Origin of the sequence: Sphingobacterium multivorum (assembly GCF_039511225.1) — a bacterium.
Lineage (GTDB): Bacteria > Bacteroidota > Bacteroidia > Sphingobacteriales > Sphingobacteriaceae > Sphingobacterium.
The window spans coordinates 3,777,697-3,793,702 of record NZ_CP154261.1 but is presented as its reverse complement, the minus strand read 5'-3'; the positions used below and the strand labels follow the sequence as shown (position 1 = coordinate 3,793,702).

The window sequence follows — 16,006 nt, the reverse complement described above, 5'->3', positions numbered from 1 at the left end:
AGAGTAAGGAATGAAATCTGTACCTTTGGCTTCATAATTGACAAAGCCAAAGGTACTTTTTATTTTAAAGTTTAACGAAAAAAGATGAATGTTAATCCAGCGTACAAGTTATTGGTCGTGAGTACAAGTACGATCTATGGTAGTGAATTTTTAGCTTATATTAAACAGGAATTTGTCGAATTTATTCAGTCAGACGAATTGCTATTTGTCCCTTTTGCGAGACCTTCAGGAATTTCCTTTGATGCTTATACCGCTAAGGTACAAGAAGCCCTGAAAGATGAGGGCGTGACGGTTAGGGGGCTCCATGAGTTTGACAATATGAAGAAGGCTATTCAGGATGCTAAAGCTATTTTTATTGGTGGAGGAAATACATTTTTACTCTTAAAAACGCTGTATGATCTGGATTTGGTTCCGCAACTGCGCGTACAAGTAGCAAAGGGGATTCCATATGTCGGTACATCCGCAGGGTCTAATTTGACCGGACTAACAATTGGAACCACGAATGATATGCCTATTGTTTATCCTGCTTGCTTTGAGGCGCTTGGTTTTTTACCCTTCAATATTAATCCGCACTATTTGGACCCAGATCCAAATTCCACACATAAAGGAGAGACAAGAGAAACACGAATTCAGGAATTCCATCAATTGAATAGCCAACCTGTCATCGGTTTGCGTGAAGGTAGCTGGTTGCACGTAAGTGACGGGAATATTATACTGCAAGGCGGTTTAACAGCACGGTTGTTTAGGGCAGGTATTGAGCCTGTAGAGCTAGTACCTGGATTAATTAATTTTTAAGCTATTGTAAAGTCTAACAGCAGCCTCAGCAGTATGCCCTGCCAAATACAAGGGGAAAGGGACTTACGATTGGCGTTAAGCAATTTGCCATAGAAAAATAGTTTTTCAGATTGTTGAAAATAATACAAAATAAGCTACTTTTGCGCTAAATCCATTAAAATTTTCTTCCAATGGAACAAAATTCAGCATTACACCCAGCCGATATCGCGGAAGAAATATCGCGTTTAAGTAAGGGAGAACAACATCAACAGTTTATGGACTATCCTTTGGAGGATAGATTGGAGATCTTTTCATTTTTTGAAATGGATGTTCAATATACGTTGATCAAATCAATGACGGAACATGAACTGTCCGAATTGCTGAATAATTTGAAGCCGGATACGCGTAATGAATTGCTGTCTGAGCTGCCTGATGATCTGATCAAGTACCTTATCAATCTATTGAATGAACGCGAAAAGCAGATGGCTTTGGAGCTTATCGGATATAAAGAGGATAGTATCGCTCGGCTGATGACGCCAATGTATGTTCAGGTGCGCCCTTATTATACCGTCGATGATGTCTTTCGGCATATCAAGGTTTTTGGAAGGAAGGCCGAAACGCTTAATTTTATTTATGTAGTTGATGAGAAAAACGTATTGATCGATGACTTGAAAATTGGTCAATTACTGCTATCGGATTCTTCTACCAAAATTTCCGACTTAATTGACTACAACTTTGCTGCGATTAAGGCGTCTACACCCATGGAAGAGGCATTTGAAATTTTTCAAAAATATGACCGAAGTGCTTTGCCTATCATTACAGAAGCCGGCGTATTGGTCGGGATTGTGACATTTGATGACGTGTTGGATCGAATTGAGGATCGGGATACCGAAGATATTCAGCGATTTGGAGGTATGGAAGAATTGGATCTGGCTTATACCAAAACTCCTTTGTTGCAATTGATTCAAAAAAGAGCCGGCTGGTTAATCATCTTGTTTTTTAGCGAAATGCTTACAGCCTCTGCAATGGGCTTTTTTGAAGGGGAATTGGAAAAGGCGGTTGTGCTGGCTCTATTTGTTCCTTTGATTATATCCAGTGGCGGTAATTCGGGGTCGCAGGCGGCCTCTTTAATTATTCGTGCAATGGCTTTAGGTGAGTTAAAGCTTAAAGATTGGTGGTACGTGATGAAACGCGAAGTTTCTTCCGGTTTAATCTTAGGTGGGATATTAGGTTCGATCGGATTTCTACGGATATTGGCCTGGCATTTTCTTGGCCTATATGACTACGGTCCTTATTGGATTTCAATTGGTTTTACGGTTGCGGTTTCCTTATTGTTTATTGTTTTATGGGGGACTTTGTCGGGATCGTTTATTCCATTTATCCTACGTCGGTTTGGATTGGATCCAGCGACAGCATCAGCGCCATTTGTAGCAACGCTGGTGGATGTTTCCGGATTGATTATCTATTTTACTGTTGCAGCATTCTTTCTGCATGGAAAACTACTGTAGTGGAGGGATACAAAGAGGTAGACAGATAAGCTGAAAACGCATTGTCTTGTTTATAAATTAAGTCTGCGGTATAACTTTTCCTTTACCCCCCCTTTTTGCGCAACATAAATTCCCTTTTTGCCAGAAAACAAAAATGCAACTATACAGGCGATTGCTATAAATAAAATTGGTTGAATACCAAATAATTCGTACCCCATGACAATACAGGCGAGCGGGGTGTTTGTCGCGCCTGAAAATACCGCTACAAAACCCATGGCAGCCAGCAGGCTGACGGGAAGTGGAATAATAGTGCTTAATGCACTACCTAAAGTTGCCCCGATAAAAAATAACGGGGTGACTTCTCCGCCTTTAAACCCGGCCGAAAGGGTGAAAGTCGTCAAAAGTAATTTGATAATAAAATCATAATAGTTCGACTGATCAACAAATGCATTCTGACTCATCGGGATGCCAAGTCCAATATAGCTGCTGCTGTGAAATAAGGTAATGATAAGTACCAAAATAATACCGCCAATCACAGGCCTAAATAGCGTATACTTAATTCGTTTGAATTGAAGGCTAAAGAAATCGCTGGTAAATGTAAAAAGCCATGCTGTAATACCGAATAGAATGCCTGCAGCAAGGCTAAATCCAATATTGGTCAAGGACAGCATTGGAATAACATCATGAATTGGATAATGGGTGTGTGGAATATTCCATAATTGACAGCTGAAGTTCGCAAAATAGGCGGTAAATAAACAGGGCAGGATGCCGAAATATCTTTTTTTGCCAATCAGTAGGACTTCCAAGCCGAATATCGTTCCGGCGAGCGGGGTCCCAAACACAGCGGCGAATCCTGCAGTGATGCCGATCGAAATTAAGATGCGACGTTCAGTTTTATCGAAGTCAAACCAGCGATTAAGCTGATCGGAAACTGCTCCACCGATCTGTACAGCGGTTCCTTCACGACCTGCAGAACCTCCAAACAGATGTGTAAGTAAAGTTCCGAATAGGACAAGAGGCGCCATGATAAGCGGAATGCGGCGTTGGGGATGAAGGTATTCTTCAATCAGCAGGTTATTTCCTTTGCTTGATGGATTGCCCCAATACTTATAGGACAATGCTATGGTAAATCCCGCCAGGGGAAGTCCATAAATTATCCAAGGATGAGTTTCTCGGTACTGCGTTACCCAATTGAGGGAAAAGAGAAAAAACGCACAAATAGAGCCTACGATGAAACCTATCGCGCTACAGGAGATAAGCCATTTAAGAAAAAAATGAAGGTTGCTTTGATTTGAATGTGTTATAGCCATAAGTCTACACTTTATATAAAATTGTTGTTTTATACTAAAATAGTAGACGTCATCAGCTTATTAAGGCGGTTAAGGGCAGACATCATTGCCATATCTATTTCAAATCTACAAAAAACGAATGATAATAGCAACCCAGCCTGCGATCATCAATAATCCACCGAGCGGGGTAATTGGGCCAAGAAACTTTAGATTCTTTTTCCAGTATTCAGCAAACGATAGAAAATATATACTTACCGAGAATAAAAGAGTTCCCAGTGTGATCAGATAAAATGCGACTCGTTCAGACTGAAGCTCAAAGTGGAAATTGAATCCTAGAATCAATAGGGTTAGCGCAGCATACATTTGATAGCGAACGCCGACCTCAAAGGATTCCAGTTTTTCAGCTGATAGGATTTTTTTGAATGCATGGGCTCCAAATGCACCTAGGATAATAGCGAGGCCGCCAAATAGGGCGGCTGTGATGATGACAAGGTTTTGCATGCCTAAATTTACTAAATTGCGGGTTTAATCATATCAATATGGAGGATTCCATAATCAGGGTAGGGCTCGGAGATTTGTTTAAACCCTAATTTTTCATAAAAGGATTTTAAATGAAATTGCGCACCTATCTGTATCTCGCCTTCACCAAATTCTTTATAGAGAGATTCGATGGAATGAATCATTAATTGTTGACTCAAACCGGTTCCGCGGGCTTGCTCAGCAACAATGACCCGACCGATGGAAGCCTGCGGATAGGAGAGACCAGGGGGAACTAGTCTCGTGTATGCAATGATATCATCATTGTGTTCTGCCCAAAGATGGAGACAAGAAAAGTCCTTATCGTCCAATTCAGGATATAAGCATTCTTGTTCCAAAACAAAAACTTCCATTCGAAGCTTTAAGATACGATACAGTTCTTTATTGTTGAGTTCATCAAACTTCTTGAGGTTCCACTGAAAATCCATCATTAAAATAAAAAAAAGAGTCAAATTAAATCGATATATCAGGGAAGACATACCCGATTTAATTTGACTCGAGTGATTTGAAAACTTTTATGCGAGAAGACTTTTAACGACTTCAGAAATTGTTTTACCATCAGCTTGTCCTGCAAGCTTTTGATTTGTCGCGCCCATTACTTTACCCATATCTTTAATGGAAGAAGCCCCTGTTTCAGCGATAATTGCTTTGACGACGGTCTCAACTTCTTCTTTACTTAACTGTTTGGGTAGGTAAGCCTCAATTACTTTTTCTTCCTCGACTTCAATTTCATACAGATCTTCACGGTTTTGCGTCTTATAAATTTCAGCAGATTCGCGACGTTGTTTGACAAGTTTTTGTAACACTTTAATCTCCGCCTCCTGGCTAAGATCTTCTGCATGACCTTTTTCTGTTTTCGCTAAGAGGATAGCTGCTTTGATCGCACGTAAACCACGTAATTTTGCCGTGTCTTTTGCGATCATTGCCGCTTTAATGTCTTGATTTATTTGTATTTCTAATGACATGATATTTAAATTATTTTCGATTGACAAGTGTGCCTGTAGCCTGCGCTGTAGGCATGATTAAGAGATCGTTTATATTGACGTGTGCAGGTCTGGTAATGACGAAAAGAATCGTTTCGGCAATATCTTTACCTGTTAGAGGTTGTACACCATTGTAAACATTTTTAGCTCTTTCTCGATCTCCATGAAAACGAACTTCCGAAAACTCAGTCTCTACCATTCCGGGATCGATGGAGGTTACTTTAATGCCTTGCGTAAGCAAATCAATACGCATCGCTTTAGTCAGCGCATCAACGGCATGCTTGGTGGCACAGTACACATTTCCATTAGGATAAACCTCTTTTCCCGCAATGGATCCTAAATTAACAATATGAGCACCGTTTTCAGTATCCATAAGGGGTATCACAGCTTTACTTACATACAATAAGCCTTTGATATTGGTATCAATCATTCTGTCCCAATCGCCGATATCACCATCTTGAATAGGATCTAATCCCTGGCTCAACCCAGCATTGTTGATGAGAATATTTATTTTTTTCCATTCGGGGGGCAAACCTTCAATTTGGTTTGCAACTTGCTCAGCATCTCGGACATCAAGTTCAAATATATGGATCTGAATAGTCGGGTAGGCTGCAAGTAGCGTATCTCTTAATGTTTCTAAACGGTTTAACCTGCGCGCGCAAAGTAAAAGATTATACCCCTCTTTCGCTAAAACTTCGGCACAAGCCTGACCGATGCCGGAACTTGCTCCTGTAATAAAAACTGTTTTAGTCATATATTGTAACTAGTTGGTATTTAAAATTTAATCAGATTTTCCCTAAAAAACAGCGCCTCGGTCACCCTATTTTGTAGCAATATAGATGGTACAGATGCCAAACGTCTGTGGTCTAACAGTAGTTTCATTAAAACCAGCTCTTTTGTTTATGGCAACGAACTTTTGACCATCCGGAAATTGAGCAACCGATTCGGGTAAGTATTCATAGGCGCTGGAATCCTTTGAAAAGAATTTTCCGATGGTAGGCGTGATAAATTTGAAATAAAAATTATACAATTGTTTAATGGGGAACTTCTTCGGATTCGAAAATTCTAAAATAACCGCCTTCCCACCAGGCTTTAATACGCGGTATATATCCGATAAGCCCTTTTCCAGATTTTCAAAATTGCGGACACCAAATGCTACAGTAACTGCGTCGAAGGTATTATCTTCGAATTGAAGCCGCTCAGAATCTCCTAACTGAACTTCAAATTGATTCGCTAATCCCTTGCTTGCAATCTTTTTCTTGGCGACTTCAAGCATGCCTTGGGAGATATCGACACCAATAATCTTTTTTGGATTCAAGATTTTAATTGATTCCAGTGCAAAATCACCAGTTCCTGTCGCTACATCCAACATCAGTTGCGGTTTTATGGACTTTAAGGAATTGATGGCTTTTTTACGCCATATAATGTCAATACCCAAAGACATGAAATGGTTCAAAAAATCATAGGAATGCGAGATATTGTCAAACATATCTGCTACCTGTTTCTTCTTCCCATCGTTGGTGTCTTTGTAGGGTTTTAGTGTTGAGGAATCGTGCGTCATTTTACAAAGATACAATATATGAATATTTTTTGGTGCTAAAAAAGGGATTTGTTTTCATATCAAAGTCAGTTTATTTTGATGGTAGTGGAGGATATTGATTTGTTTTTGACCATTTTGCTTATTCACAACAGTTTAAGTTATTAACATTTTTTAAGATATTGATTTTGAGTGGTAAATTTTTATTTTCAACATCTTTTCAACAGTATGTGTTGAAAACTAATCCTGTAAATCTGTGTCCTTCAAAGCTTTTTGGGGGTTCGGATCTGATCGTCGAATTTCGTTGTTTGTAAATCCTCATGGTGGTGAATTTTATTTTTTATACATTTGTTATCCTATCTCAATTTATAAGGATAGCAAAGCTATATTTCTGATATAATATCATGATGAACGACAGTAATTTTGAAGCGAATAACACGGATAATAACAAACGGGGTAATTATGGCGAACGTCGTACCAAGTTAAATAATTTGGTAAGCGGTTTGGGTAAGCTTCCGCCGCAGGCAGTGGACCTTGAAGAAGCTGTCCTGGGTGCTTTGATGCTGGAGAAAAATGCTCTGAGTGAGATTATTGATATTCTAAAACCGGAATCGTTTTACAAAGAATCACATCAAAAGATCTTTGAAGCGATTTTTGGCCTCTTTCAAAAGACTTCTCCAATTGATATATTGACAGTTACCTCGGAACTTAGACGGATGGGGGCTCTTGAAATGGTCGGCGGTGCCTATTATATTACGCAATTGACAGACCGTGTGGTTTCGGCAGCTAATATTGAGTATCATGCCCGTATTATTTCTCAAAAATATATTCAGCGTGAGCTTATTAAGGTTTCTACCGAAATTATCAATAGTTCATATGACGAAACATCAGATATCTTCGATCTGTTGGATCATGCCGAAAAAAGTTTGTTTGATATCGCGCAAAACAACTTGCGGAGAGATTCGAGAAAGATGGATGATATCATGCGCGAGGCGATTTCTAATCTTGAAATGCTGCGGGATCGTACAGATGGGCTGACAGGTGTGCCTTCGGGTTTAACAGCCTTGGATCGTATGACTTCAGGTTGGCAGCCTTCTGATCTTGTTATTATTGCAGCACGTCCAGCGATGGGAAAAACTGCATTTGTACTTTCTGTCGCGCGCAATGCCGCCGTTGAGCATGGTAAAGCAGTTGCCGTATTCTCGCTGGAGATGTCATCCGTTCAACTTGTCAATCGTCTAATCGCTGGGGAAACCGAAATTGAGCAAGAGAAATTGAAGAAAGGAAATCTTGCTGATCATGAATGGCAACAATTGCATTCGAGAATTGGTCGTTTAACTGATGCGCCTATTATTATTGATGATACGCCTGCATTGAACGTGTTCGAATTTAGAGCAAAATGTAGACGTTTAAAAGCGCAATACGATATCCAGATGGTGATCGTCGATTACTTGCAGTTAATGCATGGAAAAGCAGAGGGTAAAGGCGGGGGGAACCGGGAACAAGAGATTGGTAGTATTTCTCGTGCGTTGAAGTCTGTAGCTAAGGAGTTAAATATCCCTGTACTAGCATTATCGCAATTGAGCCGTGCAGTAGAGTCAAGACCGGGGAATAGTAAACGTCCTATGTTGTCCGATTTACGGGAGTCTGGTTCTATTGAGCAGGATGCGGATATGGTTCTTTTCTTATATAGACCCGAATATTATGGCTTGACAGAAGATGAAGAGGGGCGTCCTACTGCGGGAGTCGGTGAAGTTATTATTGCAAAACACCGTAATGGAGAGACCGGTATTGTTCCGCTTCGCTTTGTGGGTAAATTTGTGAAGTTTGTGGATTTAGAAGATGAGTTTTCTGGTATGGGCGGAGGAGATGGGTTCGGTGATGCGCCGGCTACATTTTCTGCTTCGGCCTTGAATCCGTCTCCAAATTTTGCTGATGATTTTAGTGCTGGAGGGTTTAGTGGTGGTATTACTATGCCGTCCCGCATGAACGACATGCCTGATGATGCGCCATTTTAGTGCTTAATTTTACGTAAATATTCCTAATAATAGAGAAAACCGAATGATTTAAATTCGGTTTTTTCGTTTACGGCGTCCGGCTTGTTCTCGCTAGTAAAACAAGGTTATTATCCATTTTCAACGTGATGTTTTAAGCGTATACGGAAAATAAATGTTTTATATCTAAACGAATAAAAGGGCGTAATGTTTTTTGTCGTTTTGATTGTGTTTATTTTAAATAAAATCAGAACTTTGCGCCATTGGATGTGTACACAATTTATTAGGATAGCAACTTTTGGATAAAAGATTGTGAACAGCTTTTGATAATGACCGGAAACAAGAAGATAACCACTATTTATTTTGGATCGATAAAACCGGATTCTATTGTGCTATTCATAACGAAAACTTATAAAATGTTTAGATGAGGATAACGTTACTTTGTATAGGGAAAACGGATGATAAATATCTGATTGAAGGTATTGAAAAGTACATTAAACGATTAAAGTTTTATGTGAACTTTAGTATTCTGGTGATACCGGACATCAAAAATGTCAAGAATCTTTCTACTGAGCAGCAGAAAGATAAGGAGGCTCTTTTGATTCTGAAACAAGTGCAGCCGCAAGATTTGGTCGTTCTGTTGGATGAACATGGAAAAGAGTTTCGCTCGTTGGAGTTTTCTGCTTATTTGGAAAAAATGATGGTGCAAAGCGTTCAACATCTAGTATTTATTATTGGAGGCCCGTACGGGTTTGACCAAAAAATTTATGATCGGGCAAATGCAAAAATTTCATTGTCCAAGATGACATTTTCACATCAAATGATTCGTTTATTTTTTACAGAACAGCTTTATCGCGCGTATTCTATCATGAAGGGGGAGCCTTATCATCACGAATAATATGGAAAAAAGTCCGTAACTTCATCATAAATAAAAACAAGCTTATGAATTTGCCCAATAAACGAGATTATCACTATAAAAGTGACGAAGGAGAGAAAAATAGCCAATTGAATAAATACATTATGATTGCTTGTATTATCATAGTAATCGCATTGGCATTTTTTTTCGCATAGCTTCATATCCTCCAAACGGATGAAGTAAAAGAAATAAATCTCTTACTTAATACCCGTATGGAGGATATTAGCAGATGATTTTAATAGAATTTAATGGAATTGTTTAAGCAAGAACGCTTAATTTTTTGGAGAAGGTTGATCGGTTTTGCGCGCTCTTTTTGGGCTTGTGTTGTTTACGAACCCCCAGTTGGTCATATAGAATGACAAGGGATTAATCTCTAATAGTTTTTTCATTTTTTCTTTTTTTACCATATAATAATTTATTGATTCGATATATTTTATCAATAATCGAGCCAAACTAGATTCTGTGTCATGTTTAAACAAAGTATAGGGAGTACCTTTAGTAAAAATAGTTGAAAGGATGGTTTTTAGGCTAATATAAAAAACGCAGCCCAGTTGAGGGGGGCTGCGCTGAATCGAATATTTATTTTTTATCAATTTTATACAATTTTCCGATATCTGTTATCGCGTACAGTGCACCGTCTTGGCCCTGCGTGATATCTCTAAATCGCTGACCTTCGTTGCCTAGAAGACGTTCTTCGCCAACAACCTTGTTATCCTTAAGTATAATTCTGGCAATGTGCATGCTGCTCAACCCACAAATAAAGAGATTGTTCTTCCATTCTGGAATATTTTGTCCGGTATAGAATGTAATGCCACTAGGAGAGAGGACTGGATCCCAATAATAGACCGGTTGTTCCAGGCCGTCTTTTTGTTGTATACCCGCACCAACTTTATCGCCTTTATACTCTATACCATAGGTAATGGTTGGCCATCCATAATTCTTTCCCGCTTCAATTCTGTTCAGCTCGTCGCCGCCCCGCGGACCAAATTCGGTTTCCCAAAGATCGCCAGTTTCCGGGTGTAAAGCGAGTCCCTGAGGATTGCGATGTCCATAACTGTAAATTTCCGGACGGACATTTGACTTGCCTATAAATGGATTTCCTGGAGCAGGCTGTCCATCAGTAGTGATCCGTAAGATCTTTCCTAATGCAGCATTTAGATCTTGCGCTAATGGTCTTGTAACCAAATCAGATCTTTCACCCGTACTTAAAATAATGTTTCCTTCTTTATCAAAGATAATACGGCCACCATAATGCAGATTCCCCTTATGAGCCGGAGTAGCTTGATAGATAACCTTAGCACCTTCGATCGATTTCTCGTCTGCTGACAGTTTTCCCTTTGCAACAGCCGTCAACGTGCCGGCAGCGGTATTATCAGAGAAAACCCAATAAATCATACGGTTTGATTCGAATTTTGGATCAAGGCGTAATCCCAAAAGCCCACCTTGTCCACTGCTATTGACTTGAGGTAAACCTTTAATTGGTTCACTTAACTTACCGTCCGCCGTTGCAATGCGAAAATCACCTTCTTTTTCTGAGATTAATAGTCGGCCATCAGGCAGCGCAGTTATACCCCAAGGAGATTTTAATCCCTCGGCAATTACTTTACCCTCAAATGGCGTGCTTGTCTTTGCACCCTGGATTCTCGTTTGTCCAGCAAATGCTGGTTTATAACTTGTGTTTGCCTTTTGTGTTTCAACCGGAGGGTAGCTTGTTGTGTCAGTTGCAGCATTTGTACTGCTATCCGAACTTGAATTTGAATTCGCATGGTTGGAATTACATGCGGCTAATCCTAAAGATACTGTTAAGAGGCTTATTGTCAGTTTGGTTTTCATTATCTGTTAGTTGTTTTTTGGTCTGATTATCTGCTTGAAGATATTAAAAATTAATGAAATATTATTTTACAGAATGTAATAATATAAATATATAACTCATATTAATCAGAAAGGGAGGATGCTAGCCAGCCAATAGATTTTAAATATTAAAAGAGTTATTTTTCCGCCAGGCAGTGTTTTACGATTCGGTGGAGTTCAGTTTCCTTGTTTACATAATAATCACTTATGTCCAGAATCGTGTTTGTGTTTAAATTGTAGATACACACGGGTACATAGTTAGGCTGGGCAGATGTCTCGAAAGTTTTAAAATAATCTGCACTTTCCTGAATACTTGAAAATTCTTTGGATTCACAATGTTGTGTATCCTGATTGTAAGCAATGGTTATAAAGTTCTTTTTCATTGTACTAGCCTTTTTATCAACATAACGAAGACCAGGAAGTAAAAGTTTTAAAAATCATTGCCTTTTATTTGTTAAACACTGATGTGGCTTGCGGCTATTGGTTGTCCAAAAAATATTTTCGCTTTACTTTCAAAGTCTGTCGGATCATCTGTCGTATAGAAAGCCAATTGCCCATTTTGGGAACAAAGTGTTTCAATTTCCTGATGACGATGGAGATAGTCCCTTAAGCTATTTGCAACAATTGGACCCTGAGAAATGATATTGATATAGCTTGGTGTATATTTTTTGATTACGGGCAGCAATAATGGATAGTGGGTACAGGCAAGCACAATGGTGTCGATCTGATCGGACTGTTGTAAAAGTTCCCGAATATCTTTTTCTACAAAGTAATGAGCGCCTTCTGTATTGATTTCGTTATTTTCTACTAAAGGGACCCAAAATGGGCAGTCGTGTTGAAAAACTTCTATTTCTGGATTGAATTTGTGTATTTCTATTTTATAGGATTCAGATTTTACCGTTCCCGTAGTAGCTAAAATCCCGATCTTATTCGTTTTCGTAAAATTGTGTACAATTTCGGTAGTTGGTCTGATGACGCCGAGGACTTTTTTTCCAGGGGGAAGATCATGCTGTTGAATAGTCCTTAATGCTTTTGCTGAAGCAGTGTTACATGCCAGAATAACAAGGTTACAACCCAGATCAAATAGTTTAAAAACACATTGTTTGGTATAGTTATAAACGGTTTCAAAGGACCGTGTACCATAAGGGACCCGAGCATTATCTCCTAAATAGATATAATCATACTGAGGTAAAAGATGTTGAATTTCCTTAAATACGGAGAGTCCTCCGTAACCGGAGTCAAAAATACCAATCGCACCTGGTTTTGATAAATTATCCATAACACAATGTTATAAGTTCTTCCACTTATAACATTGTGTTATAAGTTTCAGCTTTATTGAAGCAAAGATGGCTTCTCTTTATAAATTTTCCAAATTAATTCGCCAAATAATGTATTTGTCCAAGCAAACCAATGTCTTGTGAATTTTTTAGGATCGTTTTTATGAAAAGATTCATGCATAAATCCAGTTCCACCGTGCGTATTGACCAATGTTTTAATGCAATTGCGAATCTCGTCATCATTTGTCGAAGTTTGCGCTCGCATAATAATGGACATCGGCCAGATCATATCTCTTCCTATGTGAGGTCCGCCAATGCCTTCTGCTGCTGTTCCTTTAAAAAAGAATGGATTTTTATCAGACAAAACAAAGTTACGCGTACGTTGATAAACTTCGTTATTTAGATCGACAGCCCCTAAATAAGGTAGAGCCAGTAAACTCGGAATATTTGCATCATCCATCATAAGATGGCTGGAAAAACCGTCTACCTCAAAGGCATATATTCGGCCTAGTGTCGGATGGTCGATAATACCATATGTATTGACCGCTGTTTCGACCTCATTCGCCAGCGTTTCCATTTTGGCAGCGAGTTCATGTTCATTTTTAACCTTTTTCAAAATTTCGGCAGATTGTCTAAGACTAACGATCGCAAATAAATTGGATGGAATAAGAAAGGAGAAAATGGTAGAATCGTCTGATGGTCTAAAACTGGAGCAGATCAAACCAACTGGATTTACTGGGTATCCGTAGCCATCTACCTGTAATGTATCGGAGCCTCTGGAGGTTGTACGTTCAAATTTGTATGGGCCCAGACTATCTTTGCGCTGTTGCTCAACGAATGTCTGATATATTTTATGTTGCGCTTCTAACCATTCTTCATTAAATGGACTGCTGTCATTCGTTTCTTTCCAATAATGATAAGCTAATCGAATTGGATAACACAATGAATCGATTTCCCATTTTCGTTCATGGATTCCAGGTTTCATATTTGTGTGATCACTGAACCATTCGCCTTTCTTTGTTGGATCATTGTAAAATGCATTGGCATAGGGATCAATGTTGATGCATTTACTCTGTTTTTGGATTAGGCCAACAATAAGATCCTGAAGCTTTTTGTCCTTTTTCATAAAAGGGAGGTATGGCCATACCTGCGCACTGCTATCGCGCAACCACATGGCATCAATATCCCCTGTAATTACATAGGTGTAATTTCTTCCGTTTTGGACATAGGGAAATACAGTCGTGTCTAGGGTATTCGGAAAGCAGTTGTTAAATAACCAGGCCAGTTCCTTATTTTTAACATTTTTCTGAAATTCTACAATGGCATCTTCGATGACCTTGCTCGAGAAAAGTCTTTTCTCTTTACTTGTCCGTACAGTGGGAAAAGAATGTTCTTGAGCAAATGAAAATTTGCTTGTAAGTGCACCCGCGGTTAACAGGCTTGCGTTTTGGATAAATGTTCTGCGTTTCATGCTTGCTAGGACTGATTTTTATGTTATAAGGTTATTTACTAATATGCAAGATATAAATATTTTTGAATAAAAGGAATAGCAAATACGATTTAGCATTATAAAATTGACTGAACATAGGAATAAAGTCATTTTTATTCGGTTAATTTGCGTTTAGGAATGCATTTTGCTAGAAAAAATAATCTTTGAAATAATTTTATGAGGCTTAATATAACAAAAAATAATAATTTACTCCGAATTGTGCTGGCAAGCATGGGGGTAGGTATTTCCTTCGGCGGTTTTGCCCAGATTAAGAGTCAGCCTTATTCGTATCATTTTTATCAAAAAATGAACGATGCGGTTTATTCTACTGAAACGAGGATGCACACTGCTGCTAAACCATTCGTCATCAAAGACTCTTTATTGTTAGCCAAGTTTGATTCAATCCAATCCAATAAGCCTGTTTCTTCGTCCAATTGGTTTATGCGTAAGATTTTTAATGAACATCTGGTGCAGGTTGAGAAAGAAGATTATACATTCTATGCTGATTTTTTACCGGATCTTTATATTGGAAAGGATATGTTAGGCGACAAGCGTCGGACATGGATGAATAGCAGAGGATTTCAGGTGGGATTGAACGTAGGTAATAAATTTACATTCAATACTTCCGCATTTGAAAGTCAGGCGGTATTTCCCAAATATTTGGATGACTATATCGTTGCTAATAAAGTTATCCCTGGTCAAGGAAATACAAAATTTCAGTCCAAAAATAAAATGGACTGGATGTATGCGACAGCCAGTATGACCTATGACGCACATAAGTATATTCAAGCGACGTTGGCCTATGACAAGAACTTTATTGGAGACGGGTATAGATCCATGCTGTTATCGGATTTTTCTTCAAACTATGCACATTTGAAGTTGACCGGCACGATAGGAAACGTTCAATATACGTCGATCTGGGCCTACATGAATGATCCGACGCATCCTAGACAGGATTTGACTGGTACAACTCCTATGGAGGGACAGAATAACACACGTTTGGGGGATGGAAAAAAATGGGGGGCTTTCCAATATTTGGACTGGAATGTAACCAATAAGTTATCAATAGGATTTTTTCAATCTGTTGTTTGGGCTGCCCAAGATGAAGCTGGAAAAAGAGGTTTTGATTTCAGTTATCTAAGTCCAATTATCTTTATCCGACCTGTTGAAAATAATAATCGTACTTCGCCGGACAAAATGTTTTTGGGATTGACTTCCAAATATAAACTACCCTATAATTTGACGGCATATGGTCAGTTCTTATTGGGGGAGTTTACCGCGAAAGAGTTTTTTGCCGGGAATGGATATGCGCACAACAAATGGGGAGCACAAGTTGGTGTCAGGGGATATGATATGTTTGGTGTGAAAAACCTGAACTTTTTAGCTGAGTATAATACAGCCAGACCATATACTTACGCACACTTTAAATCGTATTCAAACTATAGCAACAATGCCGAACCGTTGGCTCATCCGAAAGGGGCAAACTTTAGAGAGCTTGTTGGCCTTGTGAATTATGCATGGGATAGATGGGACTTTTCGTTACAGGGTATGTTTACCCAAAATGGACTTGATCTGCCTGATGGAAGTAATATGGGCGGTAACATCTTCCAATCCTATAATACAATACCAAATCTATATGGAAATCATATTGCCCAAGGAATAAAGAATAATATCTATTATGCGGATGCTAAGGCTGCCTATGTGCTTAATCCCAAGTATAACCTCCGTTTAGAACTTGGTTATACCCAACGTTACGCAAAAGCACAATATGAAACACCTGTAGTCAATAAATCTGGCGTAGTGTCATTTGGACTTCGTTCAAGTTTCCGGGCAATTTATAACGATTTATAGAAATTTTTATAAACCGATCTA

The 16,006-nt window shown here is 38.9% G+C and carries 15 protein-coding genes and 1 riboswitch; of the genes, 5 read left to right on the top strand and 10 right to left on the bottom strand.

The window, feature by feature from the left end; genetic code table 11:
* The first annotated feature begins 84 nt into the window (after positions 1-84).
* Positions 85-795: a dipeptidase PepE gene (gene pepE, locus AAH582_RS15920; RefSeq protein ID WP_046674470.1), complete on the top strand. Its 711-nt coding sequence runs from the start codon at positions 85-87 to the stop codon at positions 793-795.
* A gap of 170 nt (positions 796-965) precedes the next feature.
* Complete coding sequence (gene mgtE, locus AAH582_RS15915; RefSeq protein WP_046674471.1) at positions 966-2,282, top strand: magnesium transporter; 1,317 nt, start codon at positions 966-968, stop codon at positions 2,280-2,282.
* A gap of 50 nt (positions 2,283-2,332) precedes the next feature.
* Here the strand turns inward: mgtE and AAH582_RS15910 are convergent, their stop codons facing one another.
* From AAH582_RS15910 to ubiE, 6 genes are all read right to left on the bottom strand, one after another.
* The gene (locus tag AAH582_RS15910) at positions 2,333-3,571 is read right to left on the bottom strand and encodes a voltage-gated chloride channel family protein (RefSeq protein ID WP_343318605.1); all 1,239 of its coding nucleotides are present in this window, start codon (positions 3,569-3,571) and stop codon (positions 2,333-2,335) included.
* A 36-nt stretch (positions 3,572-3,607) separates the two neighbouring features.
* Positions 3,608-3,670, bottom strand: a riboswitch (Fluoride riboswitch).
* A 6-nt stretch (positions 3,671-3,676) separates the two neighbouring features.
* Positions 3,677-4,051 carry a DUF423 domain-containing protein gene (locus AAH582_RS15905; RefSeq protein WP_046674473.1) on the bottom strand — a complete coding sequence of 125 codons (375 nt, stop codon included), beginning with the start codon at positions 4,049-4,051 and terminating at the stop codon, positions 3,677-3,679.
* An 11-nt stretch (positions 4,052-4,062) separates the two neighbouring features.
* Positions 4,063-4,566: a GNAT family N-acetyltransferase gene (locus AAH582_RS15900; protein WP_343318603.1), complete on the bottom strand. Its 504-nt coding sequence runs from the start codon at positions 4,564-4,566 to the stop codon at positions 4,063-4,065.
* A gap of 36 nt (positions 4,567-4,602) precedes the next feature.
* Positions 4,603-5,052 carry a GatB/YqeY domain-containing protein gene (locus AAH582_RS15895; RefSeq protein WP_046674475.1) on the bottom strand — a complete coding sequence of 150 codons (450 nt, stop codon included), beginning with the start codon at positions 5,050-5,052 and terminating at the stop codon, positions 4,603-4,605.
* Positions 5,053-5,062: 10 nt separating this feature from the next.
* Positions 5,063-5,824, bottom strand: coding sequence for an SDR family oxidoreductase (locus tag AAH582_RS15890; protein ID WP_343318602.1), 762 nt, complete (start codon positions 5,822-5,824; stop codon positions 5,063-5,065).
* Between the two features lie 66 nt (positions 5,825-5,890).
* Positions 5,891-6,631, bottom strand: a complete 741-nt coding sequence (gene ubiE, locus AAH582_RS15885) for a bifunctional demethylmenaquinone methyltransferase/2-methoxy-6-polyprenyl-1,4-benzoquinol methylase UbiE (protein ID WP_343318600.1) — start codon at positions 6,629-6,631, stop codon at positions 5,891-5,893.
* A 383-nt stretch (positions 6,632-7,014) separates the two neighbouring features.
* Between ubiE and dnaB the strand changes: the two genes are divergently transcribed.
* Positions 7,015-8,625, top strand: coding sequence for a replicative DNA helicase (gene dnaB, locus AAH582_RS15880; RefSeq protein WP_409994077.1), 1,611 nt, complete (start codon positions 7,015-7,017; stop codon positions 8,623-8,625).
* 400 nt (positions 8,626-9,025) lie between these two features.
* Positions 9,026-9,499 (top strand): 23S rRNA (pseudouridine(1915)-N(3))-methyltransferase RlmH, encoded by a 474-nt coding sequence (gene rlmH / locus AAH582_RS15875; RefSeq protein WP_046674479.1) that lies wholly within the window; start codon positions 9,026-9,028, stop codon positions 9,497-9,499.
* A 597-nt stretch (positions 9,500-10,096) separates the two neighbouring features.
* Here the strand turns inward: rlmH and AAH582_RS15870 are convergent.
* From AAH582_RS15870 to AAH582_RS15855, 4 genes are all read right to left on the bottom strand, one after another.
* On the bottom strand, positions 10,097-11,350 hold the full coding sequence (locus tag AAH582_RS15870) for a PQQ-dependent sugar dehydrogenase (protein ID WP_046674481.1): 1,254 nt from the start codon (positions 11,348-11,350) through the stop codon (positions 10,097-10,099).
* A 155-nt stretch (positions 11,351-11,505) separates the two neighbouring features.
* On the bottom strand, positions 11,506-11,751 hold the full coding sequence (locus tag AAH582_RS15865; protein ID WP_046674482.1) for a hypothetical protein: 246 nt from the start codon (positions 11,749-11,751) through the stop codon (positions 11,506-11,508).
* 71 nt (positions 11,752-11,822) lie between these two features.
* Positions 11,823-12,647, bottom strand: coding sequence for a glutamate racemase (gene murI, locus AAH582_RS15860; protein WP_343318596.1), 825 nt, complete (start codon positions 12,645-12,647; stop codon positions 11,823-11,825).
* Positions 12,648-12,700: 53 nt separating this feature from the next.
* Positions 12,701-14,116 carry a glycoside hydrolase family 125 protein gene (locus AAH582_RS15855; RefSeq protein WP_046674484.1) on the bottom strand — a complete coding sequence of 472 codons (1,416 nt, stop codon included), beginning with the start codon at positions 14,114-14,116 and terminating at the stop codon, positions 12,701-12,703.
* A 195-nt stretch (positions 14,117-14,311) separates the two neighbouring features.
* Between AAH582_RS15855 and AAH582_RS15850 the strand changes: the two genes are divergently transcribed.
* Positions 14,312-15,985, top strand: coding sequence for a gliding motility protein RemB (locus tag AAH582_RS15850; protein WP_343318594.1), 1,674 nt, complete (start codon positions 14,312-14,314; stop codon positions 15,983-15,985).
* Positions 15,986-16,006: the final 21 nt, after the last annotated feature.